We start from the raw sequence: 18,644 nt of genomic DNA on the forward strand, positions 1-18,644 counted from the left end.
TCGGGTCGGGACGGGCGCGGTGCGGTCAGAAGTTGCCGAGGCCACCGCAGACGTTCAGGGCCTGGGATGTGATGGACGCCGCCGTGTCGGAGGCCAGATAGCCGACGAGGCCGGCCACTTCCTCGGGGGTCGAGTAGCGGCCCAGCGGGATCTTGGCCTGGAACTTCTCCAGGATGGCGCTCTCCGGCGCACCGGAAAGGCGGGAGTAGTTCTGCCGTACGCGCTCGGCCATGGGCGTCTCGACATAGCCGGGGCAGACGGCGTTGACGGTGATGCCGGTAGGCGCCAGCTCGTTGCCCAGAGCCTTGGTGAAGCCGACGACGCCGTGCTTGGAGGCGGAGTACGGCGCCCCCAGGACCACGCCCTGCTTGCCGGCGGTGGAGGCGATGTTGATGACGCGGCCCCAGCTCTTGTCGCGCAGGCCGCCCGTCGTGAGGACTTCCCGGGTCAGCCGGAACACGCTGTTGAGGTTGGTGTCGATGATGTCGTTCCACAGGTCGTCGGCGATGTCGGCGGTCACCCCGCCGCCGCTGATGCCCGCGTTGTTGACGAGGATGTCGATCCTGCCGAACCGGTCGACGGCGGCCTGGACGTAGGCGCGTATCGAGTCCGTCGAGCGCACGTCGAGGACCGCGCCGTCCACGTCGAGCTGCTCCTCCTGGAGCTGCTTGACCGTGGTCAGCACCTTGTCCTCGGTGCGCGAACCGATGAACACCCGGTGGCCCTGTTTGGCCAGCAGCCGGGCCACGGCCAGACCGATCCCGCTGGTGGCGCCGGTCACCAGGGCGACGCGCTGCTCCTGCTGTGTCATTTTCTCCCCTTCTCGGTTCGCTGGTGGGTCGGTGCTCAGGCGGCCGGTGCCGTGAGGTGTGCGGTGACGGCGTCGAGAAAGACGCGAGGCGTCGTGGCCTCGCCCATGACGGACTCGTCCAGCTCGATCCCGTACTCGCGCTCGATCCGGCTCGCGGTCTCGAGCAGCGCGAGCGAGTCGTAGCCGATGTCGGAGAACTCGGTGTCGAGGGTGTCCCGGTCGAGACCGCTGCCCTCGGGGGCGCCGGAGCCTTCGAGGAGAATCCGCTTGAGGTCGTCGAGGGTGAAAGTGGCCTGAGACATGAGGGTCCTGCCTTTCGGGGAAGGGATCGGGATGAGGGGCTCAGGAACGGACGAGCATCGCCGAGTTGAAGCCGCCATGACCGCGGGCGACGACGAGCGCCGTACGAACGTCGGCGGTGCGCGGCTGCGAGACGACCAGGTCGAGGCCGTACCGGTCGGCGGGTTCCGTGTGGGCGGTCGCGGGGATCAGGCCCGCCTCCATCGAGAGGAAGGCGGTGGCGAGGTCAAGGGCGGCCCCGCCCGCGTACAGGCGGCCGGTCATCGTCTTGGGCGCGGTGACCGGGACGCCCCGCTCGCCGAACACCTCGACGAGGGTCTGCGCCTCGATCCGGTCGAGCTCGGGCTCGGCCGCGCCGTCCGCGAAGACCACGTCCACGTCCGAGGGCACCATGCCGGCGTCGGCGAGGGCCAGTTCCACGGCCTTGCGCAGGCCCGGCTCGCGTCCGTCGAACGTGGCGGCGTAGCCGGCGATCTCGCCGTACACCTTGGCTCCGCGGGCGCGGGCGGAGTCGGCGGATTCCAGAATGAGCAGGGCGCCGCCCTCGCCGGGCACATGGCCGGCCGCCCGGTCGTCGAAGGGGAGGTAGGCGCGGGTGGGTTCCTCCTCGGTGCTCAGCCGGCCGCTGGTGTGCAGTCCCACCCAGCCCCAGGAGCACAGCAGCGCGTCCACAGCGCCCGCTACCACGAGAGAGGTGCCCTTGCGGATCTGACGCCGGGCCTGCGCCACCGCGTCGAGACCGCCGGCCTGGTCGGTGACGACGACGCCGCTGGGGCCCTTCATCCCGTTGCGGATGGATATCTGGCCGGTGTTGACCGCGTAGAACCAGGCGAACGACTGGTACGCGCTCACGTACTCGCCGCCCTTGCTCCACAGGCTCTTGAGCTCGTTCTGGCTGAACTCGAAGCCGCCGGCCGAGCTGGCCGTGATCACACCCATGTCGAAGGCGGGCAGATCGGCGGGGTTCACACCGGCGTCGGCGAGCGCCCAGTCCGCCGCGACCAGCGAGAGCCGGGTGACCTGGTCGGTCTGCGGCATCAGGCGGCTGGGCAGGTGATCCTCGGCCACGAAGCCGTCGATCTCCCCGGCGAGCTTCGCCGGATACGGCGATGCGTCGAAGCGGGTGAGCGGGCCGATGCCGCTCTTGCCGACCCGGGTCGCACTCCAATAGTCCTTCGCGCCGAGCCCGTTGGGGGCAACGACGCCCAGTCCGGTCACCACGACAGATGCCGTCATGACGCACTCCTTTCGGGTTGGGCCAGCACCATCGCGCTCTGGAACCCCCCGAAGCCGCTGCCGACCGTGAGGACGGCGTCGACCAACTGGTCGCGTGCGGTCAGAGGAACGTAGTCGAGGTCGCACTGGGGGTCGGGGGTGTGCAGGTTCGCCGTCGGCGGCACGACGTTGTGCTGGATCGCCAGGATCGACGCCGCGATCTCGATGGAGCCGATCGCGCCCAGCGAGTGCCCCACCATGGACTTGATGGAGCTCACGGGGGTGCGGTAGGCGTGATCGCCGAGGCTGTGCTTGAAGGCGGCGGTCTCGTGCCGGTCGTTCTGCTTGGTGCCCGAGCCGTGCGCGTTGATGTAGTCGATCGCGGTGGGGTTCATCCGGGCCTCGTCGAGCGCGACCGTGATCGCCTCGGACATCTCGGCGCCGTCAGGGCGCAGCCCCGTCATGTGGTACGCGTTGCTGCGCGTCGCGTATCCCGCGATTTCCGCATAAATTCGCGCACCGCGGCGTTGGGCGCTCTCCAGCTCCTCGAGGACGAACACCGCCGCGCCTTCGCCGAGGACGAAGCCGTTGCGGGTGGCGTCGAACGGCCGGGAGGCGTGCTCCGGCTCGTCATGGCGAGGTGTGGTCGCCTTGATCGCGTCGAAGCAGGCCATCGTGATCGGCGAGATCGGTGCGTCGGTGGCGCCGGCGACCATGACGTCCACCGTGCCCTCCCTGATCAGCTCGACGGCGTACCCGACGGAGTCGAGCCCGGACGTGCACCCGGCCGACACCACACTGCTCGGCCCCTGCGCACCCACGGCACGGGCGACCTCGGCGGCGAACGAGCTCGGCACGAAGTAGTTGTAGAAGAAGGGGTCGGCGTAGGCGCGATCGACCAGATCGAGTCGGCCCCCGTCACTGACGACGCGGTAGTCCTCGTCGAGGCTCATCGTGGAACCCACCGCGCTGCCGATGGTGACACCGATGCGGTAGGGGTCCAGGGCATCCGTCCCGAGGCCGCTGTCCGCGACGGCACCACGCGCCGCGACCACCGCGAACTGGGCGGCCCGGTCCATGCGCCGCACCTCGTGCGGGGTCAGGCCGTGCGCGTACGGATCGAAGTCGATCTCCGCGGCCACGCGCGACCGGAACTGGCTGGGGTCGAAGAAGGTGATCCCCCGTGTGGCCGTACGGCCTTCACTCAGCAGGGACCAGAAGTTGTCCCTGCCCACGCCGCCGGGAGCCAGCACCTCCATCCCGGTGACGACCACGCGACGCTTGCTCATGCCGTGACCTGCCAGGTGTAGAAGCGCGACGCCATGGCGTCGGCGGGCGAGCGCCATGTCTGCGGATCGAAGACGGAGATGTAAGGCAGCAGATCCTGTTGGATCTGCACGAAGCGCGGATCGGACTTCGCCCGCTCGATCAGCTCACCGCCGTTGTCGGACTCGAAGTCCTGGATGTGGAAGTAGAGCCCGTTGCAGGCGAACAACTGCCGGCGCCGGGTGCCCATCGTGTGCGGCAGCTCGGTGCCGTTGTCGAAGTCTCCGAACAGCTTCGCGACGGTGTCGATGTCGGCGGGGTCGAGCCGGGCCACGATCACGGTGCTGTACATCCGGTGCTCCTCGGTCACCGGATGGCCGTGCCACTCGTAGAACCGGGTCGCGAGCTGGTCGTCGGCGCCGTGTTCCACGACCTCGGTCAGGCTCTCCTGGGTGTGGTCCTGGAGGTGGATGTATATGCCCTTGTACTCGAAGAGCTGGCGGCGCAGGAGATTCCGGGTGCCGGACGGCTCGCCGTCCAGCCCCGCGAAGACGCCCGCGACCTCTTCGGTGGACCCAGGTTCGATCCTGCCCACGATGACACTGCTGTGCATACTTCCTTCTCCGTATCTCGAGCGGACTGAATCCCGAATCGGCTGAGAGGGTCAGCTGGTGACGAGAACGAGTCTTCCGGTGCCCGATACAGGTTTCAATACGGGCAACTTCAGGACCCTGCAGGGTTTCGATGCCGGAGGCTCAACGATGTGCGCAGAGGAAAAACCTTCGTCAGAGCTTTGTCAGAAGATCTTGAAGTCGAGGCGTCGCAGACAGTTCGAAGTGCAGCATCACAGGTATGACCAAGATGGATACGATCAGTGCGATCAAACGTATGGAAGACCTCTTCGCGCTGCAGGCGCTGGTGGCGCGGTTCGCGCACGCGGTCGACACCCGCGACCACGAGGCGCTGTCGACGGTATTCGCTCCGGACGTGACGATGGAAGTGGCGCCGGATATCCGGATCGACGGCCGTGAGACATTGGCCGGCATGCTGCGTGACGACCTCACCTGGGCGACCACCATGCACTCCGTCACCAATGTGCTGCCCGAACCGGAGGGTGACAGCGCGACCATTCACGCGAACATCACGGCGGTGCATGTGAGCCGGGACGGGGTGGGCAAGCATTTCGATCTGGGCGCCCGCTACACCTTCACCGCCGTGCGGACCGCCGACGGGTCATGGCTCCTGTCCCGGATCGGGATCGAACCCGTCTGGACCACCGGCGACGATCAGGGCATGCACAACGACCGATGACAGGTGAAGCCGCGCCGGGGCCTTCCTCCATGAGGAAGGCCCCGGCGCGGCTCCGTATCCGATCACTCCTCCACGATGGACAGCGCCTTCGCCGGGCAGATGTAGACCGCTTTGCGGGCGGCGGCCTCGTCGGCGCCCCGGGGCCGCTCGATCAGGACGCTCACCAGGCCCCGGTCGTCCTGATCGAAGATCTTCGGCTCGGTCAGCACACACTGACCCGCGCCGATGCAGCGGTCGTGATTCTTCTCGAGTTTCATGGTCGCCTCTTTCACCAGGTCACGGGCAGCTCGTAGAGGCCGTAGACCAATGCGTCACTCTTGAAGGACAGTTCCTCTTCCGGCACGGCCAGGCGCAGATCCGGCAGTCTCCGGAAAAGCGTGTCGAACACGACCTGAAGCTCCAGGCGGCCGAGGTTCTGACCCAGGCACTGGTGCGGCCCGTAGCCGAAGGCCACGTGATGCCGTGCGTCCCTGCCGAAGTCGAGCTCCTCCGGATCGTCGAACACCGCGGGATCGCGGTTCGCCGCGAAGGTGGAGGCGATGACGGCCTCGCCCTTGCGGATGAGGAAGCCGCCGATTTCGACGTCATCCAGCGCCAGCCGGTGCGCGCCGAAGTCCGGAATCGTGTAGAACCGCAGCAGCTCGTCGACGGCCTTCGGGGTCTTCGAGGGATCCGCCTTGATCTCTGCGAGGAGCTCCGGCTTCGTAAGCATCGAGAACACACCGAGATTGATCATGTTCGCCGTGGTCTCGTGCCCTGCCAGCAGCACCAGCAGGCACAGGCTGGCAAGCTGCGGCCGGTCGATACCACCCTGCTGCCGCTGCAGTTCGATCTGCCGGCTCAGCAGGTCGTCGCCCGGATTCTTGATCTTCTCCTCGACCAGCTTGTCCATGTACTTGCGGAGCTTGACCGAGACGGCGATCCGGCCCTGTTCGTCGGTGGTGCGGCGCAGCAGGATCTCGGCCAGCTCCATGAAGTACTCGTGGCCCTCGTAGGGCATGCCGAGGATCTCGGAGACCACCAGCGACGGAACCGGCAGGGAGAAGACCTGATTCAGGTCCACGGGCTTCGGCATCTTCAGCATGTCGTCGATGAATCCGTCGACGATCTCCTGGATCCGCGGTTTCATCGCGGCGACCCGCCGCACCGAGAATTCACTGATGACGGGCCGCCGCGCCGCCGCGTGTTCCGCGCCGTCGAGAATGATCATGAAGGGGGCATGCTTGGCCAGTGCCGCATTCTGCCCGGGCACCACGACCGGAAAATCTGGTGCGCGACGGTCCGAGCTGAGCTTGGGATTGGCCATCACGGCCCGCACGTCGTCGTATTTGGTGACGAGCCAGGCCTTTCCGCCGTCCGGGAGGACCACCTGACTGATCGGTGATTCCTCCCGGAACTTGGTGTAGACCGGCGGAATGGAGAAAGGGCATGTGCGCTGAATTGGGAAAGTGACGAGTTCGTTGTTCTCGTCGACATCGGCGTTCGCCATGAGACCCCTTGGTCGGAGTTTGCGCTTTCTGCAAACTCACGATAGCCCGGGCATCTACACGGTCAGGTTCAGCGAATGTCAATTCTCCGCACATGAATTGTCATCACAAGCTGCGGAGTTTGAATCCCACCCCACGAACGGTAACGATCCAGTCCGGCTCGCCCAGCTTGCTCCGGAGGCTGCTGACGTGCGTGTCGACTGTGCGGCGTGACCAGGATTCTCCCCAGACCTGATGCATGATGGATTCCCGCGAGATCACCCGTCCCGGCGTGCTGGCCAGCAGGGCGAGCAGATCGAACTCCTTGCGCGTCACCGGGACCGGTTCGCCGTGCACCTCGACCTCACGGGAGTCGCTGTCGATCCGGAGCGGGCCGTGCTCGAGCACGGCCGCGTCATCGGCGCCCGTATCGGTGTGCGTGGTCTGGCGCGAACGCCGCATCACCGCATTCAGACGGGCCATCAGTTCCCTGAGCCCGTAGGGTTTGATGACGTAGTCGTCCGCTCCGGCCTGCAACGCGAGAACGCAGTCGAGCTCGGACCCTTGCGAGGTGACGGCGATGACCGGGATGTCGCGGGCCGCCCGGATCTCGCGGCACACCTCGAGGCCGTCCAGGTCCGGGAGATCGAGGTCCAGTAGCACGAGGTCCGCGGTCTCGAACGAGGCCAGTGCGTCCCCGCCCGAGTCGACGGCAGCGACATCGTGGCCATGGCGCGCGAGGGCTTCGGTAAGCGTCGCGCGATCGGTCTGGTTGCTCTCGGCGACGAGGATCCGCCAGGTGTCCGAGACGTTCCGGGGTGGCGCCGGCGGTGGAGGTGGTGCTGCGGCGCCGCGCCGGATGCCGAAGATCGATCGGACCGTCGCGCGGTGCTCGCCGTTGTGGGTTTCGGTTAACTCTTCTTGAGCAGTCGCTTTCATTGTGCTGTTATCCCCCGTTCTCAGTTCCCCGCTCAGTGCGGCGGGTTACCGGTCTTCCATATCAGCTCGAACGAAAGGCGTGAAAGGCGCCAGCCTTGCTCGGTATACACCGCGTCGCCCGTGACGTAGGTACCGGACACGTAGTGCGGCAGCGTCTCGCCATCCCGCTGGTGGTGCACATGCACCGACGTCATATTGGCGCGAAGCATCGCGCGATCCGCAGCGATGCTCACAATCGCCGGCGTATTCAGATGATGGGTGCGATCCCACATCGCCAGCGCCTTCTGGTGATATTCGACGAGGCCGTCGATTCCCGCGTGCCGACTGACGGGGAACTCGATGAGCACATCTTCCGAGAAAAGGCTGGACGCCCACTCGTCGTCAAGTTTGTCGTAGTCGAGCCCGAGAACGTATCGGTCAAGAAGTGAACTTATCTCGGCGTCTAAGTGGCTTGTTTTCATTGGATGATCATGTAGCCTCTCTAGCGGTTACGCAACCATAACGGGACCCATGTGATGGGTGTCACCGCGGGCCGGTCGAGTCGTTTCATCCCGCCGAATTACCTGCAGCTGCACGAAACTGCAAGAGTTACCCCCGGTTTTTGGTGAACTCCTGAACATCGATGCATGCCTCGGCGCGACGACATTCCGACCGCGTACCGGTCGGCTGCCGTCCATGGCCGGCGGCGGTGGCGGCCGATGCCCTGCACGCCCGGCGCGACCATGCCTGCCCTCTGGCCGGGCCGAGGGGCGCATCCCGTGTCTGATTCCTGTCGCGTCGAGCGTACACGAGTCGAAGTCACAACGTAATCATAGTTGCTAGGCAATTCTCCTCGCATCATGTTTTCGTCGACCTATCGCCAAAGGTAATCGTCAGGTGACGTTGCGTGAATGCATATTGCGGGTCGAACCTTCTTGAAGTGGTACAGACAGGCGTGAAGCCTCTGGTGCGCGGACCTGGTCTTGGCAGACCAGTTCCGGTACCAGAGGCTTCACGCCTGCCCGGCAGCGCCGCGATCCGCAGACGCCGGCGACTCATCGCGTCATGACGCCTCCCAGCCGTAGAAGCGGCTCGCGATGCCGTCCGTCGCCGGCTCCTCGAGAGCGAGCTCCGGCAGGTCCCGGACCACCTTGCCGAACCAGATGTCCGAAGCGGCCTTCTGTGCGATATCCGCACCATTGCTGCCGGTGTAGTCCTGAATGTGGATGCACAGATCCTTGAAGGCGAACAGCTGGCGCCGACGGATTCCCGTCGATCGGGAGGATTCGGTGGATTCGAACTCCCGGAAGGCACTCGAGACGGCGGGAATCATCGCCTGGTCCATCCGGGTGATGGTGACGGCGGTATTCGTCCGACCCTGGTTCTCGAACGGCTCGCCCTCCCAGTCGTGGAAGCAGAAAGCCGTGGAATCGGCCGGGGAGTTCCATGTTTCGGGTTCGTACGGCGTGACGAACACCTTCATGTCGATCGCCAGTCGACCCATTCGCGGATCGGTCTTGACCTTTTCCAGCGCGGCCTGGTCGGACTTCTCGGCGAAATCGTACAGGTGGATCTGAATGTCGTCGTGAATGAATAGCTGGCGGCGGCGCAATCCGATCATGTTCGGGATTTCCGTGCTGTCGAATTCGGCGAACAGCTTCGAGACCTCGGGAATGGAATTCTGGTCCATCTTCGCGACGGTGACCATGGTGCGCATGTTCATCACTTCCTGGTGGGAGAGTATCGATATTCGGTTACGCGATCGGCGCGGATTCCACCTCGGGCAGCTGCGCCCCGGCTTCGGTGGTGCGGTTCTTGGTGGTGACCGCCGCGAGGACGAGGCCGACGACCGCGATTCCGGCGCAGACGCTGAGGAGCAGGCTCATGCCGCTCATGAAGGCCGTCTGGACGCCGTGGAGCATCGCCTGGTCGCCGAGCGAGTCGGCAACGGCTACACCGGAGCCGACGCCTTCGGAGACCGGCTTGTGGTTGAGCGGGCCGAGTTCGGAGTGGTACCGGGTGGACAGCACCGTGCCGAGCACCGCGACACCGGTGGTGCCGGCCGCCTGGCGCAGGGCCGACAGCAGGGCCGATCCGGCGCCCGCCCGCTCGGGGGTGAGCGCGCCCACGGCCAGGGCCATGGAGGTGGGCAGTACCAGGCCGATGCCGAGGCCGACGATGGCCATCCAGGCGGCGACGAACCCGTACGAGGTGCCGATGTCGGTCAGCGAGCCAAGTCCCATCCCGACCGCGAGGACGGCGAAGCCGATCATCAGGGTCGCCTTGAGACCGATCTTGTCGCGCAGGCCCTCCAGGAAGTTCGAGGCCACCAGCAGGCCGCCGATCATCGGGAGCATGCGCAGACCGCTGCCGAGCGAATCGACGCCGAGTACCGACTGGAAGTACAGCGGGATGGTGAAGAACAGGCCGAACATCGCGAAGGCGTTGATCAGCTGGTAGATGGTGCCCATGCTGAATCCGCGGTCCCCGAAGAGGCTGAGATCCGCGAGGGCGTGTTCCCGGGTCCGCTCCCAGGCGACGAAGCCCGCGATCAGGGCGAGGCCCGCCGCGAAGGTTCCCCAGGCCGTGCCGTCACCCCAGCCTTCGTCGCCGAACCGGATCAACCCGTAGGTGAGACCGACCAGTCCGGCGCCCGAGAGCACCACGCTGACCGGGTCGATCGGCCGGCGGACCCGGCTGCGGGATTCCGGCATCCACAGGCCCACCGCGAGCGCGCCGATGATGACGGTCGGGATGTTTACCAGGAACACCGAGCCCCACCAGAAGTGGTTGAGCAGCAGGCCGCCGACGATGGGGCCCAACGGCATTCCGAGTGTCACCGCCGTGATCCACACGGTGGTGGCCCGGCCGCGTTCCGCCGGGTCGGGGAACAGCACCGGGATCATCCCCATCGACAGGGACATCAGCGCTGCCGCCGCGACACCGAGAAGCACGCGGGCCGAGATCAGCTCGCCGGACGACGAGGCGAGCGCGCACCAGACCGAGGCCGCGCCGAACAGCATCAGGGCGCCGAACACGACCTTCTTCCGCCCTAACCGGTCGCCGAGCGCACCGGCGGGCAGCATCACCCCCGCCAGCGTCAGGGTGTAGGCGGTGCTGAACCACTGCAGGGCCGCGGTGCCGGCGTGCATGTCGCGGGCGAGTGTCGGCAGGGCGATGTTCAGCACCGTCATGTCGAGCCCGACGGTCAGCATCGCGAGAGCGAGCGCACCGAGGGCCAGCCAGCGGCGCGTAGCCGTCACTTTCATGAGTCCTCCTCAAAATGGCGAAGTCACTACGAGTTCAGAGTAGATCTGAATTTGAAGTGCATGTCAATACGGATCCACTTGCCTTCCGGGCTCGGTTCGGGGCATGGTTGGCCTCACCCCAGGTCCGATCCGGACGGGGGTGCTCGCCGAGGAGGGGCCGATGGACGTACCGCTCGAGCCGCTGACCGCCTTGAAGCGCTACGGGGAGTTGGTGCCATGAGGCTCACGCCGTTCGAGCGGCGGGTGGTCACCGCATGCCGAGCCGCTGCAACCGTTTGTCCGGGGCAACTACGCCTGGAACGCCATGTGTTGGCGGCGCTGATCGAGTATGCGACGGACGTCGAGTCGCTGGGCGGCGGCGCCTTCGGGCTGCGCGGGGCCGCGACGGGACCGTGCTGTCTTCATCTGGACGCCGACCCGTCCCTCCTCGGGTACCTCGTCCACCGGCTCTCCGCCGCCGACTTGGGGCCCGAAGGGCGATGCACCGTCGTACGCGGCCGGCCGGACCGCCTCGAACTGCGGCCCCGGGACGGACACGGACGGATCGTCTTCCATCTGGACGCCGCCGGCGTACGCGCCCTGGGGGAGTGGGAGCGGGATCTCACCCTTGTCTACGGGGGTGACCGAAGCGCCCGCCGTACGGAGCTGCCCTGCCCGGGCGCCGCACAGTACGGCGGTGGCCCCGCGGCCGATGTGCCGGCGAGCCGGGAGCTGCGGCGCGTGGTGCGCGGCCTGCCCGCTGTCCTCCATGCGCACGAGGCATCGGTGTCGGTGCGGATCGAGACCGGCTCCGCACGTGATCCCCGTATGTGATCCCCGCACTCGAACGCCCTGACGGGACCGCTCGGTGCCGCGGGGAGTGGCATCGCCCCTAGGGGGGCGTCTTGCCGGTCAGGCCGGGCTCGCGGGGCCGCTGGACACCGAGCGCACGGTCCTGGTCCGCGGCGCCGGCGGCCCTACTCCGCGGTGTCGGGCTTCCGGGCGGCCGCGGTACCGAAGTCCGCCCAGCCGTACCGCAGTCGCTGGAACACGGACGCCAGATCCGCCGGGGAGTGATCCCCGTAGGTGACGAGGAAGATGGCGTCCAGGATGAAGCGGGCGAGGGCCGTCGCGAGCAGGTCGCCCTCCGGGACCCCGGCCTCCTGCGCCAGGGTGGCGGCGAGGCTGGCCTCCCAGCGGTGCCGCACCCGGCCGGCGTAATCCAGCAGCGCCGGTGTGGATTTGACGAGTTCGACGAAGTCTTCGCCGGACGGGCCGCCCGGCGCGGGCTGCGCCACCGGCGCCAGGTGCGCCTCGAGCGCGTCCAGGATCGAGACGCCGGTGTCGCGGTCACGGACCGCGGCCGTCAATGCGCGGTCGTACTCGTCCTCGGCGTCGAAGACCAGCGCTTCCTTGCAGGGGAAATAGGCGAACAGTGTGCTCACGGCCACTTCCGCGGCGTCGGAAATCTCCGCAACGGTCACATTCTCGAATCCGCGCTCGCGGAACAGGGTGAATGCGGCGTCCGCCAGGCGCTTTCGCGTCTGCGCCTTCTTCCGTTCTCGCAGTCCCGCCACTCCGGCAACCCCTTGCACTAGGGACGTCTTAAATCGTTGTCCGTCGCCCCTATTTGGCCCTGCCACGTGAGCGGAATTGGGCGAATTGACGCCCTGGCGGCAGAAAGGTGCCGCAGGCTAGCAAGGATGCGAGTGCTGAGATTGTATCCGGGCGCCGAAATCAGGTCACCTTTCAGGGGGCGATCTTACAGGGTGGGGCCTCGGTCTGTCTGCGACGGCGGACGGGAAGGGGCTGGTCGCGCGTATCGGGGCGGTGCTGCCGGGGCCTGGTAAAACCGCTGGCCGGGGCGGGTGTGGGCGTGTGACGGTACGGCCATGGGCAATTCCGTCGCGTACCCGGTCCACCGCACCGGCGATCCCGCCGAGGCGTACGCCAAGGCGCGGCTGCTGGGCGAGCCGGAGCGGGGCTGCTGAGGCGATGGGAAGTTCGCAGGCCTACCCCGTGTTCCGGCCCGACGACCTCGCCGAGGCCTACCGGCGGGCCCGACTGCTGTGCGCGCGGATGAAGCCGCTCGACGCGCAGATGTGGCTGTGCGCGCAGGCGCACACCGTGGAGGAGGCCCGGGGGCTGGCGGGACTGCTGCCGACGGGCCTGTTCGAGCCGTCGTACGACTGGGCCCGGGACGTCTGGTTCGCGGGCGCCGAACTGCCCGGCGACGACCGGGAACTGGCGGCCGAACTGCCGCTGACCGGCGACGCGTACGCGGCCCCGGGCCCCGTCGAACGGGGCTTCCTGCGCGCGCTGGGCGGCGGAGCGGCCACGATGCTCTGGTACGGGGACTGGCCGTGCGTCCCCGAGATCCCGTCCGCGTCGCCGCACACGACCAACCAGCGGGTGGAACTCGACGTCAACGAGGACCATCCGGACGGCCGGCACACGGTCTACGTGCACTTCGCGTACGCCGACGAGGTGGGGGCGGCCCATCTGGCGGCCGCGATCGGCGGCTCGGTGCTGGGCCCCGGGCAGCTGGGCCGCTGAGGCCGTCGCCCCGGCCGCATACGCTGGGCTCATGGCTGATCTCTTCGTCAAGATCTGTGGGCTGAAGACCGCGCGGGACCTCGACGCCGCCGTGGCGGCCGGGGCCGATGCCGTGGGGTTCGTGTTCGCGCCCGGCAGCCCGCGCACCGTCGATGCCGCCACCGCGCGGGAGCTCGCCGCGCGGGTGCCGGACGGCGTGCTCACCGTCGGCGTGTTCCGGGGGCAGACGGTCGCGGAGGTGCGCCGCTTCGCCGAGGAGAGCGGCGTAAGGGGGGTGCAGCTGCACGGCGAAGAGGGGCCCGAGGACTTCGCGGCGCTGCGCGCCGAGGGCCGGACGCTGCTACGGGCCACCGCCGAGCACGTGAAGCGCTGCGGGGAGTACGGCGAGGACCTGCTCCTGCTCGACGCCCCCGACCCCGGCTCCGGCAAGCCGTGGAACTGGGGCTCGGCGGACTTCGCCGCGCCCGAGGGGCGCTGGCTGCTGGCCGGCGGGCTGAACCCGGGCAACGTGCGCGAGGCGGTCGAGGTGACCGGCGCCTGGGGCGTGGACGTGTCCAGCGGGGTGGAGCGCGAACGCGGGGTGAAGTCGCCGGAGTTGATCCGCGCCTTCATCGAGGCGGCCCGGAGCTAGTCGGATTTACGTAGCGAGCGTTAAGGAAATCGTGTTACGGTCTTTCTGTAGTGATCGTTACTAAATCGGGGAGGGACCCATGCGGAACAAGAACGCGCTGGTCACGGGCGGCAGCAGGGGCATCGGCCGGGCCATCGCCGAGCGGCTCGCCGCCGACGGGGCGACCGTCGTGCTGACGTACGCGAACGACGAGGCGGCCGCCCGCGAGACCGTGGAGCGGATCACCAAGGACGGCGGCCGGGCCCACGCGCTCCACGCGGAGCTCGGGCGGCACGGCGACGCCGCCGCGCTCTGGGCCGCGTACGACGCGCTGGGGCTCGACGGGGTCGACATCATCGTCAACAACGCCGGCATAGGACTGCCTGTTCCGCTCGGCCAGGTCGCCGAGGAGGACTTCGACAGGGTCTTCGCCGTGAACGTACGGGCACCGTTCTTCGTCGTGCAGGAGGCCCTCGGGCGGCTGCGCGACGGGGGCCGGGTCGTCAACATCTCCAGCGGCGCCGCGAGGATCGCGATGCCCGAGATCCTCGCCTACGGGGCGACCAAGGGCGCGCTCGACACCCTGACCCTGAACCTGGCGAAGGCGCTCGGCCCGCGCGGGATCACCGTGAACTCGGTCGCCCCCGGCATCGTCGACACCGACGTCAACGCGGGCTGGCTGCGCGGCAACGCCGAGGCCGAGGCGCACGCCGCCTCGCTCGCCGCGCTCGGCCGGGTCGGCCGCCCCGAGGACATCGCGGACGTCGTCGGCTTCCTCGCCTCCGACGACGCGCGCTGGGTAACGGGCCGGGTCGTCGACGCGACGGGCGGCGCGGGCCTCTGACACTGCGTGGGCCGGGCGGGGTCGGGTGGGGGTCGGCTGCGGGTTGGCTGCGCCGCTTGGGCGGGGCACGAGGGGGCCGGTTGTGCCGGGGGTGGGCGCGCGCCGGGGTGTCTCCTCGGGCGCCGAACGTGTCGGGGGGTCGGAGAGCGCAGCCTCGTTGTGTTCGGCACCCTGCGGGGATCACCCCGGCACACACCCACCCCCGTCCCAACCGGCCCGGCTGCCCCGATCCCTCGGCCTCGCCGCACCAATCCAGCCTCGCCGCGCATTCAGCCCCTCCGGCGTTTGAGGAGCGGGGTGCGGGGCGGAGCCCCGATCTTTGAGCCGCACCTTCCAGCCTGGGCGCACCACCCGCCGCACAATTCAGCCTCGCCGGCGTTTGAGGCGCGGGGTGCGGGGCGGAGCCCCGGGAGGGGGCTAGGGGGTGCGCCAGACGGTCATGTCCATGGTGAGCCAGCTCGGCAGGCCCGCCAACCGCGTGTTCGACTCGATCTGGACCACGAACATCGCGACCTCCCCCGAGGAACGCCTGACGCAGATCTCCGTGCCGGAGGCAACCGCGGCGAGCGGGATCGCGTGTGGCTTGGCGACCTCTCCGTAGCGGCGGCACGTGTCGTAATTGGCGGAGCCCGCCTTGCCGTACATCGTGGTCATCACGCTGGTGTCGCTCGTCAGGTCGCAGTCCAGTCTGTCGCACTCCAGGCGGATGTCCCCGCCGCGGTCGCCGTCCTTGCGCTCGACCGGTTCCTTGATGTCGATCGAGTTCTCCTCGCCCAGGCGCACCCCCGGGTAGGGGACCGGCGTGGGCGGCTTGGACGGCTCGGGGGACTTGGGCGCGCCCGATGCGGGTCCGGCGGCCGCCTTGCCGCCGGTGGGCGAGCCGGACGCTCCCGACGCCGCCGGGCTGGGTGACCTGGACGAGGCGGCCGCGGCCGCCTCGTCCCGGCGTACCTTCTGCGCCGCGTCCACCAGGAGCCAGACCAGGCTGCCCACCATCAGCGTTCCGATCACCGTCAGCGTGGTGATGATCACCGCTGCGCGCCGGCCGCGCCTGCGCCGTTCCTCCGGGGTGACCGGCTTCGGCCCCCAGTCGATCGGCGTCACGTGCGCCGAGGCAGGGTACGGGGCCGGGCCTGCCACCGGGGTCGGAGCCGGATCGGGGACCACCACCTCCGGCCCCAGCACCTCCCGCCAGATCGCCGGGCCGCCGCCGCTCGTGTCGTCGGCGTCCTCGCCCAGCTGCTTGCGGCACCACTCCACGATCTCCGTCGGGGTGGCCCGTTCCTCCGGGTCGGCGGCCAGGCACCGGGCGAGCAGCGGCTGCAGCTCTTCCGGCAGCCGCGACAGGTCGGGGCTGGAGTGCACGATCCGGAACAGCACGGTCATGGAGGGGCCGGTGCCGTACAGGGGCTCGCCCAGCGCGGCGAACGCCGCCGTCTGCCCCAGGGCGAAGACGTCGGTGGCGGCGGTGGTCTCGCCCGCCAACGCCTGTTCGGGGGCCATGTACTGGGGGGTGCCGATGGTGCTGCCGGTGGCCGTGGGCGCGGTGGTGTCGGACGCCGTCGATATGCCGAAGTCGATGACGCGGGGCCCGTCGGAGGCCAGCAGCACGTTCGACGGCTTGAGGTCCCGGTGCACGATGCCCTCGGCGTGGATGGCCTGCAGGGCCTCGGCCACGCCCGCCATCAGCCACAGCACCGCGGGCACCGGCAGCGGTCCGCGCTGGGCGACGGCTTCCGACAGCGAGGGCCCGGGTACGTAGAGGGTCGCCAGCCACGGCGGTACCGCGTCGGCGTCCGCGTCGATGACCTCGGCGGTGTACGCCCCCCGGACGCGTCGGGCCGCCACCACCTCGCGGCGGAACCGCCGCCGGAACGCCGGGTCTTCGGCCAGCTCCGGCCGGACCACCTTGATCGCCACCGGGCGGCCGCCCGGGGTGTGCGAGAGGTAGACCCGGCCCATGCCGCCCGCGCCGAGCCGGGCCGCGAGGCGGTACCCGGCCACGGTCTGCGGATCCTCCGCGTGCAGCGGCTCGAACATGTCGGTCGCGCTGTTCATCGGCCTCCCCGATCCCCCCGACCCCCCGATCAACCGATGAGTTGATCCGCCTTACTTTAAGCGGCGCGTAAAGGCGTGGAGTTGTCGGGGGAGGCCGCCGAGATCAGATGCCGGCGCCGAACGAGGTCACGCTGCCGTCCTTCTCGACCGACTCGACGACCGCGGTCGCCCGCAGGTCCTCGACCTGCTCGGGGGAGAGGCGGGCGGCGAAGCCGTTCAGCGTCTTGCGGTAGACGTGCAGCGGGGTGATCCCGTAGGCGTCCGCGACGGCGGCCGGGTCGAGGCCCGGGTGCACCGTGACGATGTACGTGGCGTGGTCGGCGGGAGCCGCGTGGGGTACGGGCACGGACTCGGCGGCGGTGGCCGCGGACGCGGGCAGGGCGACGGTGACGGCGGCCAGGACGGCGACGGCCACGGGCAGGGCTCGGCTCAGACGGTTGCGCATGCGTCGAGGCCATCACGCGCTGCGGTGCAGGTCAAAGAGGTCCCGGGGTGAGGCGGGGGCACGGAGCGGCGCATGGGCCGTGCGCTCCCTGGTGTGGGGGCGGGCCGTACGGGTGATCTTGCTGCGGCGGTGTCGGGTGCGCGGGCCGGAGCAGAGGGTGTGACGGCGCAGCGGGACGACCCTTCTGCACGGCCGGGCGACCGCCGGTCCGACGCGGACGTCGGACCGGCAACCAGGTGAGGGGGTGGTTCGACCCGCTGGGAGGTGGCACCGATGGAGCTGAGGGCCGCCCCCGCAGGAGCACCTGGCGCCGTGAGGGCGGCTCACCCATGTCTGTCTTCCGAGACCCCCTCAGAAAGTTCCTTCCATGCGCCTGCTCGCCCGCCTGGCCACCACCGCGCTCCTCGCCGTCACCCCGGTAGCGGCCGGTACCGCCTCCGCCGCGGCCCCGGAGCCGGAACCGGCCCCGCTGGTCAAGGCCGCCAACCCGGTGCCCGGCAAGTACATCGTGACCCTGGAGAAGGGGCAGGACGCGGCGAAGGTCGCGAAGAAGCTGGGCCTGAAGCCGTCGTTCGTCTACACCTCGGCGATGACGGGCTTCGCGGTGCCGCTGACCCCGCTGGAGCTGACGCTCGTCCGCAACGCCCCGGGCGTGAAGTCGGTCGAGGAGGACGCGTCGGTCCAGTCCGTGCCGATGCCGGCCTCCGCGGCGGGGACGCGGTCACCGTCGAACTCGTGGGGCCGGGACCGCATCGACCAGAAGGAGCTGCCGCTGGACAACAACTTCACCGTTGAGGGCAACGGCGCCGGGGTGACCGCGTACATCCTCGACACCGGCATCGACTACGGCCACACGGAGTTCGGCGGGCCCGACGCCACCCGTGCCACCTTCGGTTTCGATGCCATCGGTGACGGCCGCAACGGGCAGGACTGCCAGGGCCACGGCACGCACGTCGCCGGCACGGTCGCCGGCAAGACGTACGGGATCGCGAGCAAGGCGAACCTGGTCAGCGTCCGCGTCCTCGGCTGCGACGGCAAGGGCACCTGGTCGGGGATCATCGCGGGCATGGACTGGGTGGCGAAGAACGCCAAGCAGCCCGCCGTCCTGAATGCCTCCCTGGGCGGGGACCGGTCGGAGGCGGTCAACGCGGCCGCCGACGCGGTCACCGACGCGGGCGTGCTGCCGGTCGTCGCGGCGGGCAACTCCGCGGTCGACGCCTGCGGCGTCTCGCCGGCATCCGCGGGCCTCGTACTGACGGTCGCCGCGTCCAACCAGTACGACGAGGAAACCTCCTTCTCCAACTACGGCAGGTGCGTCACCGCCTACGCCCCCGGCGAGGCGATCGTCTCCGCGAAGCTCGGTGGCGGCAGCGTCGCGCTGGACGGTACGTCGATGGCCGCGCCGCACGTTGCCGGTGTCGCCGTCCTCTACAAGCAGGCGCACCCGAGCGCGGCGCCCGAAGAGATCGCGCAGTTCATCGAGCAGGAATCCACCAAGGACGGGCTGAGCGAGCTCAGCCCCGCCAGTCCGAACAAGCTGCTCTTCACCGCGGGCCTCTGACCCGGACCGGGTGACCGGATCTCCCGATAGGCACG

General features: G+C 69.0%; 20 protein-coding genes and 1 pseudogene. 6 read left to right on the forward strand and 15 right to left on the reverse strand.

Features of this window, described 5'->3' with window-relative positions; translation table 11 throughout:
* Positions 1-25: 25 nt before the first annotated feature.
* From fabG to IF88_RS48370, 6 genes and pseudogenes are all read right to left on the reverse strand, one after another.
* Positions 26-811 carry a 3-oxoacyl-ACP reductase FabG gene (gene fabG, locus IF88_RS0129065; RefSeq protein ID WP_030718884.1) on the reverse strand — a complete coding sequence of 262 codons (786 nt, stop codon included), beginning with the start codon at positions 809-811 and terminating at the stop codon, positions 26-28.
* Positions 812-846: 35 nt separating this feature from the next.
* Positions 847-1,113: an acyl carrier protein gene (locus IF88_RS0129070; protein WP_030718886.1), complete on the reverse strand. Its 267-nt coding sequence runs from the start codon at positions 1,111-1,113 to the stop codon at positions 847-849.
* A gap of 40 nt (positions 1,114-1,153) precedes the next feature.
* Entirely contained in the window at positions 1,154-2,347 is a 1,194-nt protein-coding gene (locus IF88_RS0129075) for a ketosynthase chain-length factor (protein ID WP_030718888.1), read from the reverse strand.
* Complete coding sequence (locus IF88_RS0129080) at positions 2,344-3,615, reverse strand: beta-ketoacyl-[acyl-carrier-protein] synthase family protein (RefSeq protein ID WP_030718891.1); 1,272 nt, start codon at positions 3,613-3,615, stop codon at positions 2,344-2,346. Before IF88_RS0129080 ends, IF88_RS0129075 begins: the two co-directional genes overlap by 4 nt.
* Positions 3,612-3,944: a TcmI family type II polyketide cyclase gene (locus tag IF88_RS48365; protein WP_030718896.1), complete on the reverse strand. Its 333-nt coding sequence runs from the start codon at positions 3,942-3,944 to the stop codon at positions 3,612-3,614. Before IF88_RS48365 ends, IF88_RS0129080 begins: the two co-directional genes overlap by 4 nt.
* 90 nt (positions 3,945-4,034) lie before the next feature.
* Positions 4,035-4,205: pseudogene (locus tag IF88_RS48370) on the reverse strand (TcmI family type II polyketide cyclase); the annotation flags it as partial.
* A 239-nt stretch (positions 4,206-4,444) separates the two neighbouring features.
* Between IF88_RS48370 and IF88_RS42415 the strand changes: the two are divergent.
* Entirely contained in the window at positions 4,445-4,903 is a 459-nt protein-coding gene (locus tag IF88_RS42415) for a nuclear transport factor 2 family protein (protein ID WP_078893211.1), read from the forward strand.
* A gap of 62 nt (positions 4,904-4,965) precedes the next feature.
* On the opposite strand, the gene IF88_RS0129095 is transcribed toward IF88_RS42415, so the two are convergent.
* The 6 genes from IF88_RS0129095 to IF88_RS0129120 form a co-directional block, all read right to left on the reverse strand.
* On the reverse strand, positions 4,966-5,160 hold the full coding sequence (locus IF88_RS0129095) for a ferredoxin (RefSeq protein ID WP_030718902.1): 195 nt from the start codon (positions 5,158-5,160) through the stop codon (positions 4,966-4,968).
* Between the two features lie 11 nt (positions 5,161-5,171).
* Entirely contained in the window at positions 5,172-6,392 is a 1,221-nt protein-coding gene (locus IF88_RS0129100) for a cytochrome P450 (protein WP_051837739.1), read from the reverse strand.
* A 103-nt stretch (positions 6,393-6,495) separates the two neighbouring features.
* Entirely contained in the window at positions 6,496-7,308 is an 813-nt protein-coding gene (locus IF88_RS0129105) for a response regulator transcription factor (protein WP_078893212.1), read from the reverse strand.
* Between the two features lie 32 nt (positions 7,309-7,340).
* On the reverse strand, positions 7,341-7,769 hold the full coding sequence (locus IF88_RS0129110; protein ID WP_030718911.1) for a nuclear transport factor 2 family protein: 429 nt from the start codon (positions 7,767-7,769) through the stop codon (positions 7,341-7,343).
* A gap of 581 nt (positions 7,770-8,350) precedes the next feature.
* Positions 8,351-9,004 carry a TcmI family type II polyketide cyclase gene (locus IF88_RS42420; RefSeq protein ID WP_158754627.1) on the reverse strand — a complete coding sequence of 218 codons (654 nt, stop codon included), beginning with the start codon at positions 9,002-9,004 and terminating at the stop codon, positions 8,351-8,353.
* 37 nt (positions 9,005-9,041) lie between these two features.
* Positions 9,042-10,556: a DHA2 family efflux MFS transporter permease subunit gene (locus IF88_RS0129120; RefSeq protein WP_030718916.1), complete on the reverse strand. Its 1,515-nt coding sequence runs from the start codon at positions 10,554-10,556 to the stop codon at positions 9,042-9,044.
* A 216-nt stretch (positions 10,557-10,772) separates the two neighbouring features.
* Between IF88_RS0129120 and IF88_RS0129130 the strand changes: the two genes are divergently transcribed.
* A complete protein-coding gene (locus tag IF88_RS0129130) occupies positions 10,773-11,369 on the forward strand; it encodes a hypothetical protein (RefSeq protein WP_158754629.1) in 597 nt (198 codons plus the stop codon).
* A gap of 143 nt (positions 11,370-11,512) precedes the next feature.
* Here the strand turns inward: IF88_RS0129130 and IF88_RS0129135 are convergent, their stop codons facing one another.
* Positions 11,513-12,178 (reverse strand): TetR family transcriptional regulator, encoded by a 666-nt coding sequence (locus tag IF88_RS0129135; RefSeq protein WP_324617213.1) that lies wholly within the window; start codon positions 12,176-12,178, stop codon positions 11,513-11,515.
* A gap of 352 nt (positions 12,179-12,530) precedes the next feature.
* On the opposite strand from IF88_RS0129135, the gene IF88_RS0129145 reads away from it, so the two are divergent.
* The 3 genes from IF88_RS0129145 to IF88_RS0129155 all read left to right on the forward strand — a co-directional run bounded on the left by IF88_RS0129145 (position 12,531) and on the right by IF88_RS0129155 (position 14,545).
* The gene (locus tag IF88_RS0129145; protein WP_030718925.1) at positions 12,531-13,091 is read left to right on the forward strand and encodes a hypothetical protein; all 561 of its coding nucleotides are present in this window, start codon (positions 12,531-12,533) and stop codon (positions 13,089-13,091) included.
* Positions 13,092-13,122: 31 nt separating this feature from the next.
* Positions 13,123-13,722: a phosphoribosylanthranilate isomerase gene (locus tag IF88_RS0129150; RefSeq protein WP_030718927.1), complete on the forward strand. Its 600-nt coding sequence runs from the start codon at positions 13,123-13,125 to the stop codon at positions 13,720-13,722.
* 79 nt (positions 13,723-13,801) lie between these two features.
* Positions 13,802-14,545, forward strand: coding sequence for an SDR family oxidoreductase (locus tag IF88_RS0129155; RefSeq protein ID WP_030718935.1), 744 nt, complete (start codon positions 13,802-13,804; stop codon positions 14,543-14,545).
* A 417-nt stretch (positions 14,546-14,962) separates the two neighbouring features.
* Here IF88_RS0129155 and IF88_RS0129160 read toward each other — a convergent pair whose 3' ends face one another.
* A complete protein-coding gene (locus tag IF88_RS0129160; protein ID WP_030718938.1) occupies positions 14,963-16,603 on the reverse strand; it encodes a serine/threonine-protein kinase in 1,641 nt (546 codons plus the stop codon).
* 103 nt (positions 16,604-16,706) lie between these two features.
* Positions 16,707-17,048 carry a protease inhibitor I9 family protein gene (locus tag IF88_RS0129165; RefSeq protein WP_030718940.1) on the reverse strand — a complete coding sequence of 114 codons (342 nt, stop codon included), beginning with the start codon at positions 17,046-17,048 and terminating at the stop codon, positions 16,707-16,709.
* Between the two features lie 367 nt (positions 17,049-17,415).
* Between IF88_RS0129165 and IF88_RS0129170 the strand changes: the two genes are divergently transcribed.
* Positions 17,416-18,609 (forward strand): S8 family peptidase, encoded by a 1,194-nt coding sequence (locus IF88_RS0129170; protein ID WP_030718942.1) that lies wholly within the window; start codon positions 17,416-17,418, stop codon positions 18,607-18,609.
* Positions 18,610-18,644 lie beyond the last annotated feature (35 nt).

The organism is Streptomyces sp. NRRL F-2580 (assembly GCF_000720115.1).
GTDB lineage: Bacteria > Actinomycetota > Actinomycetes > Streptomycetales > Streptomycetaceae > Streptomyces.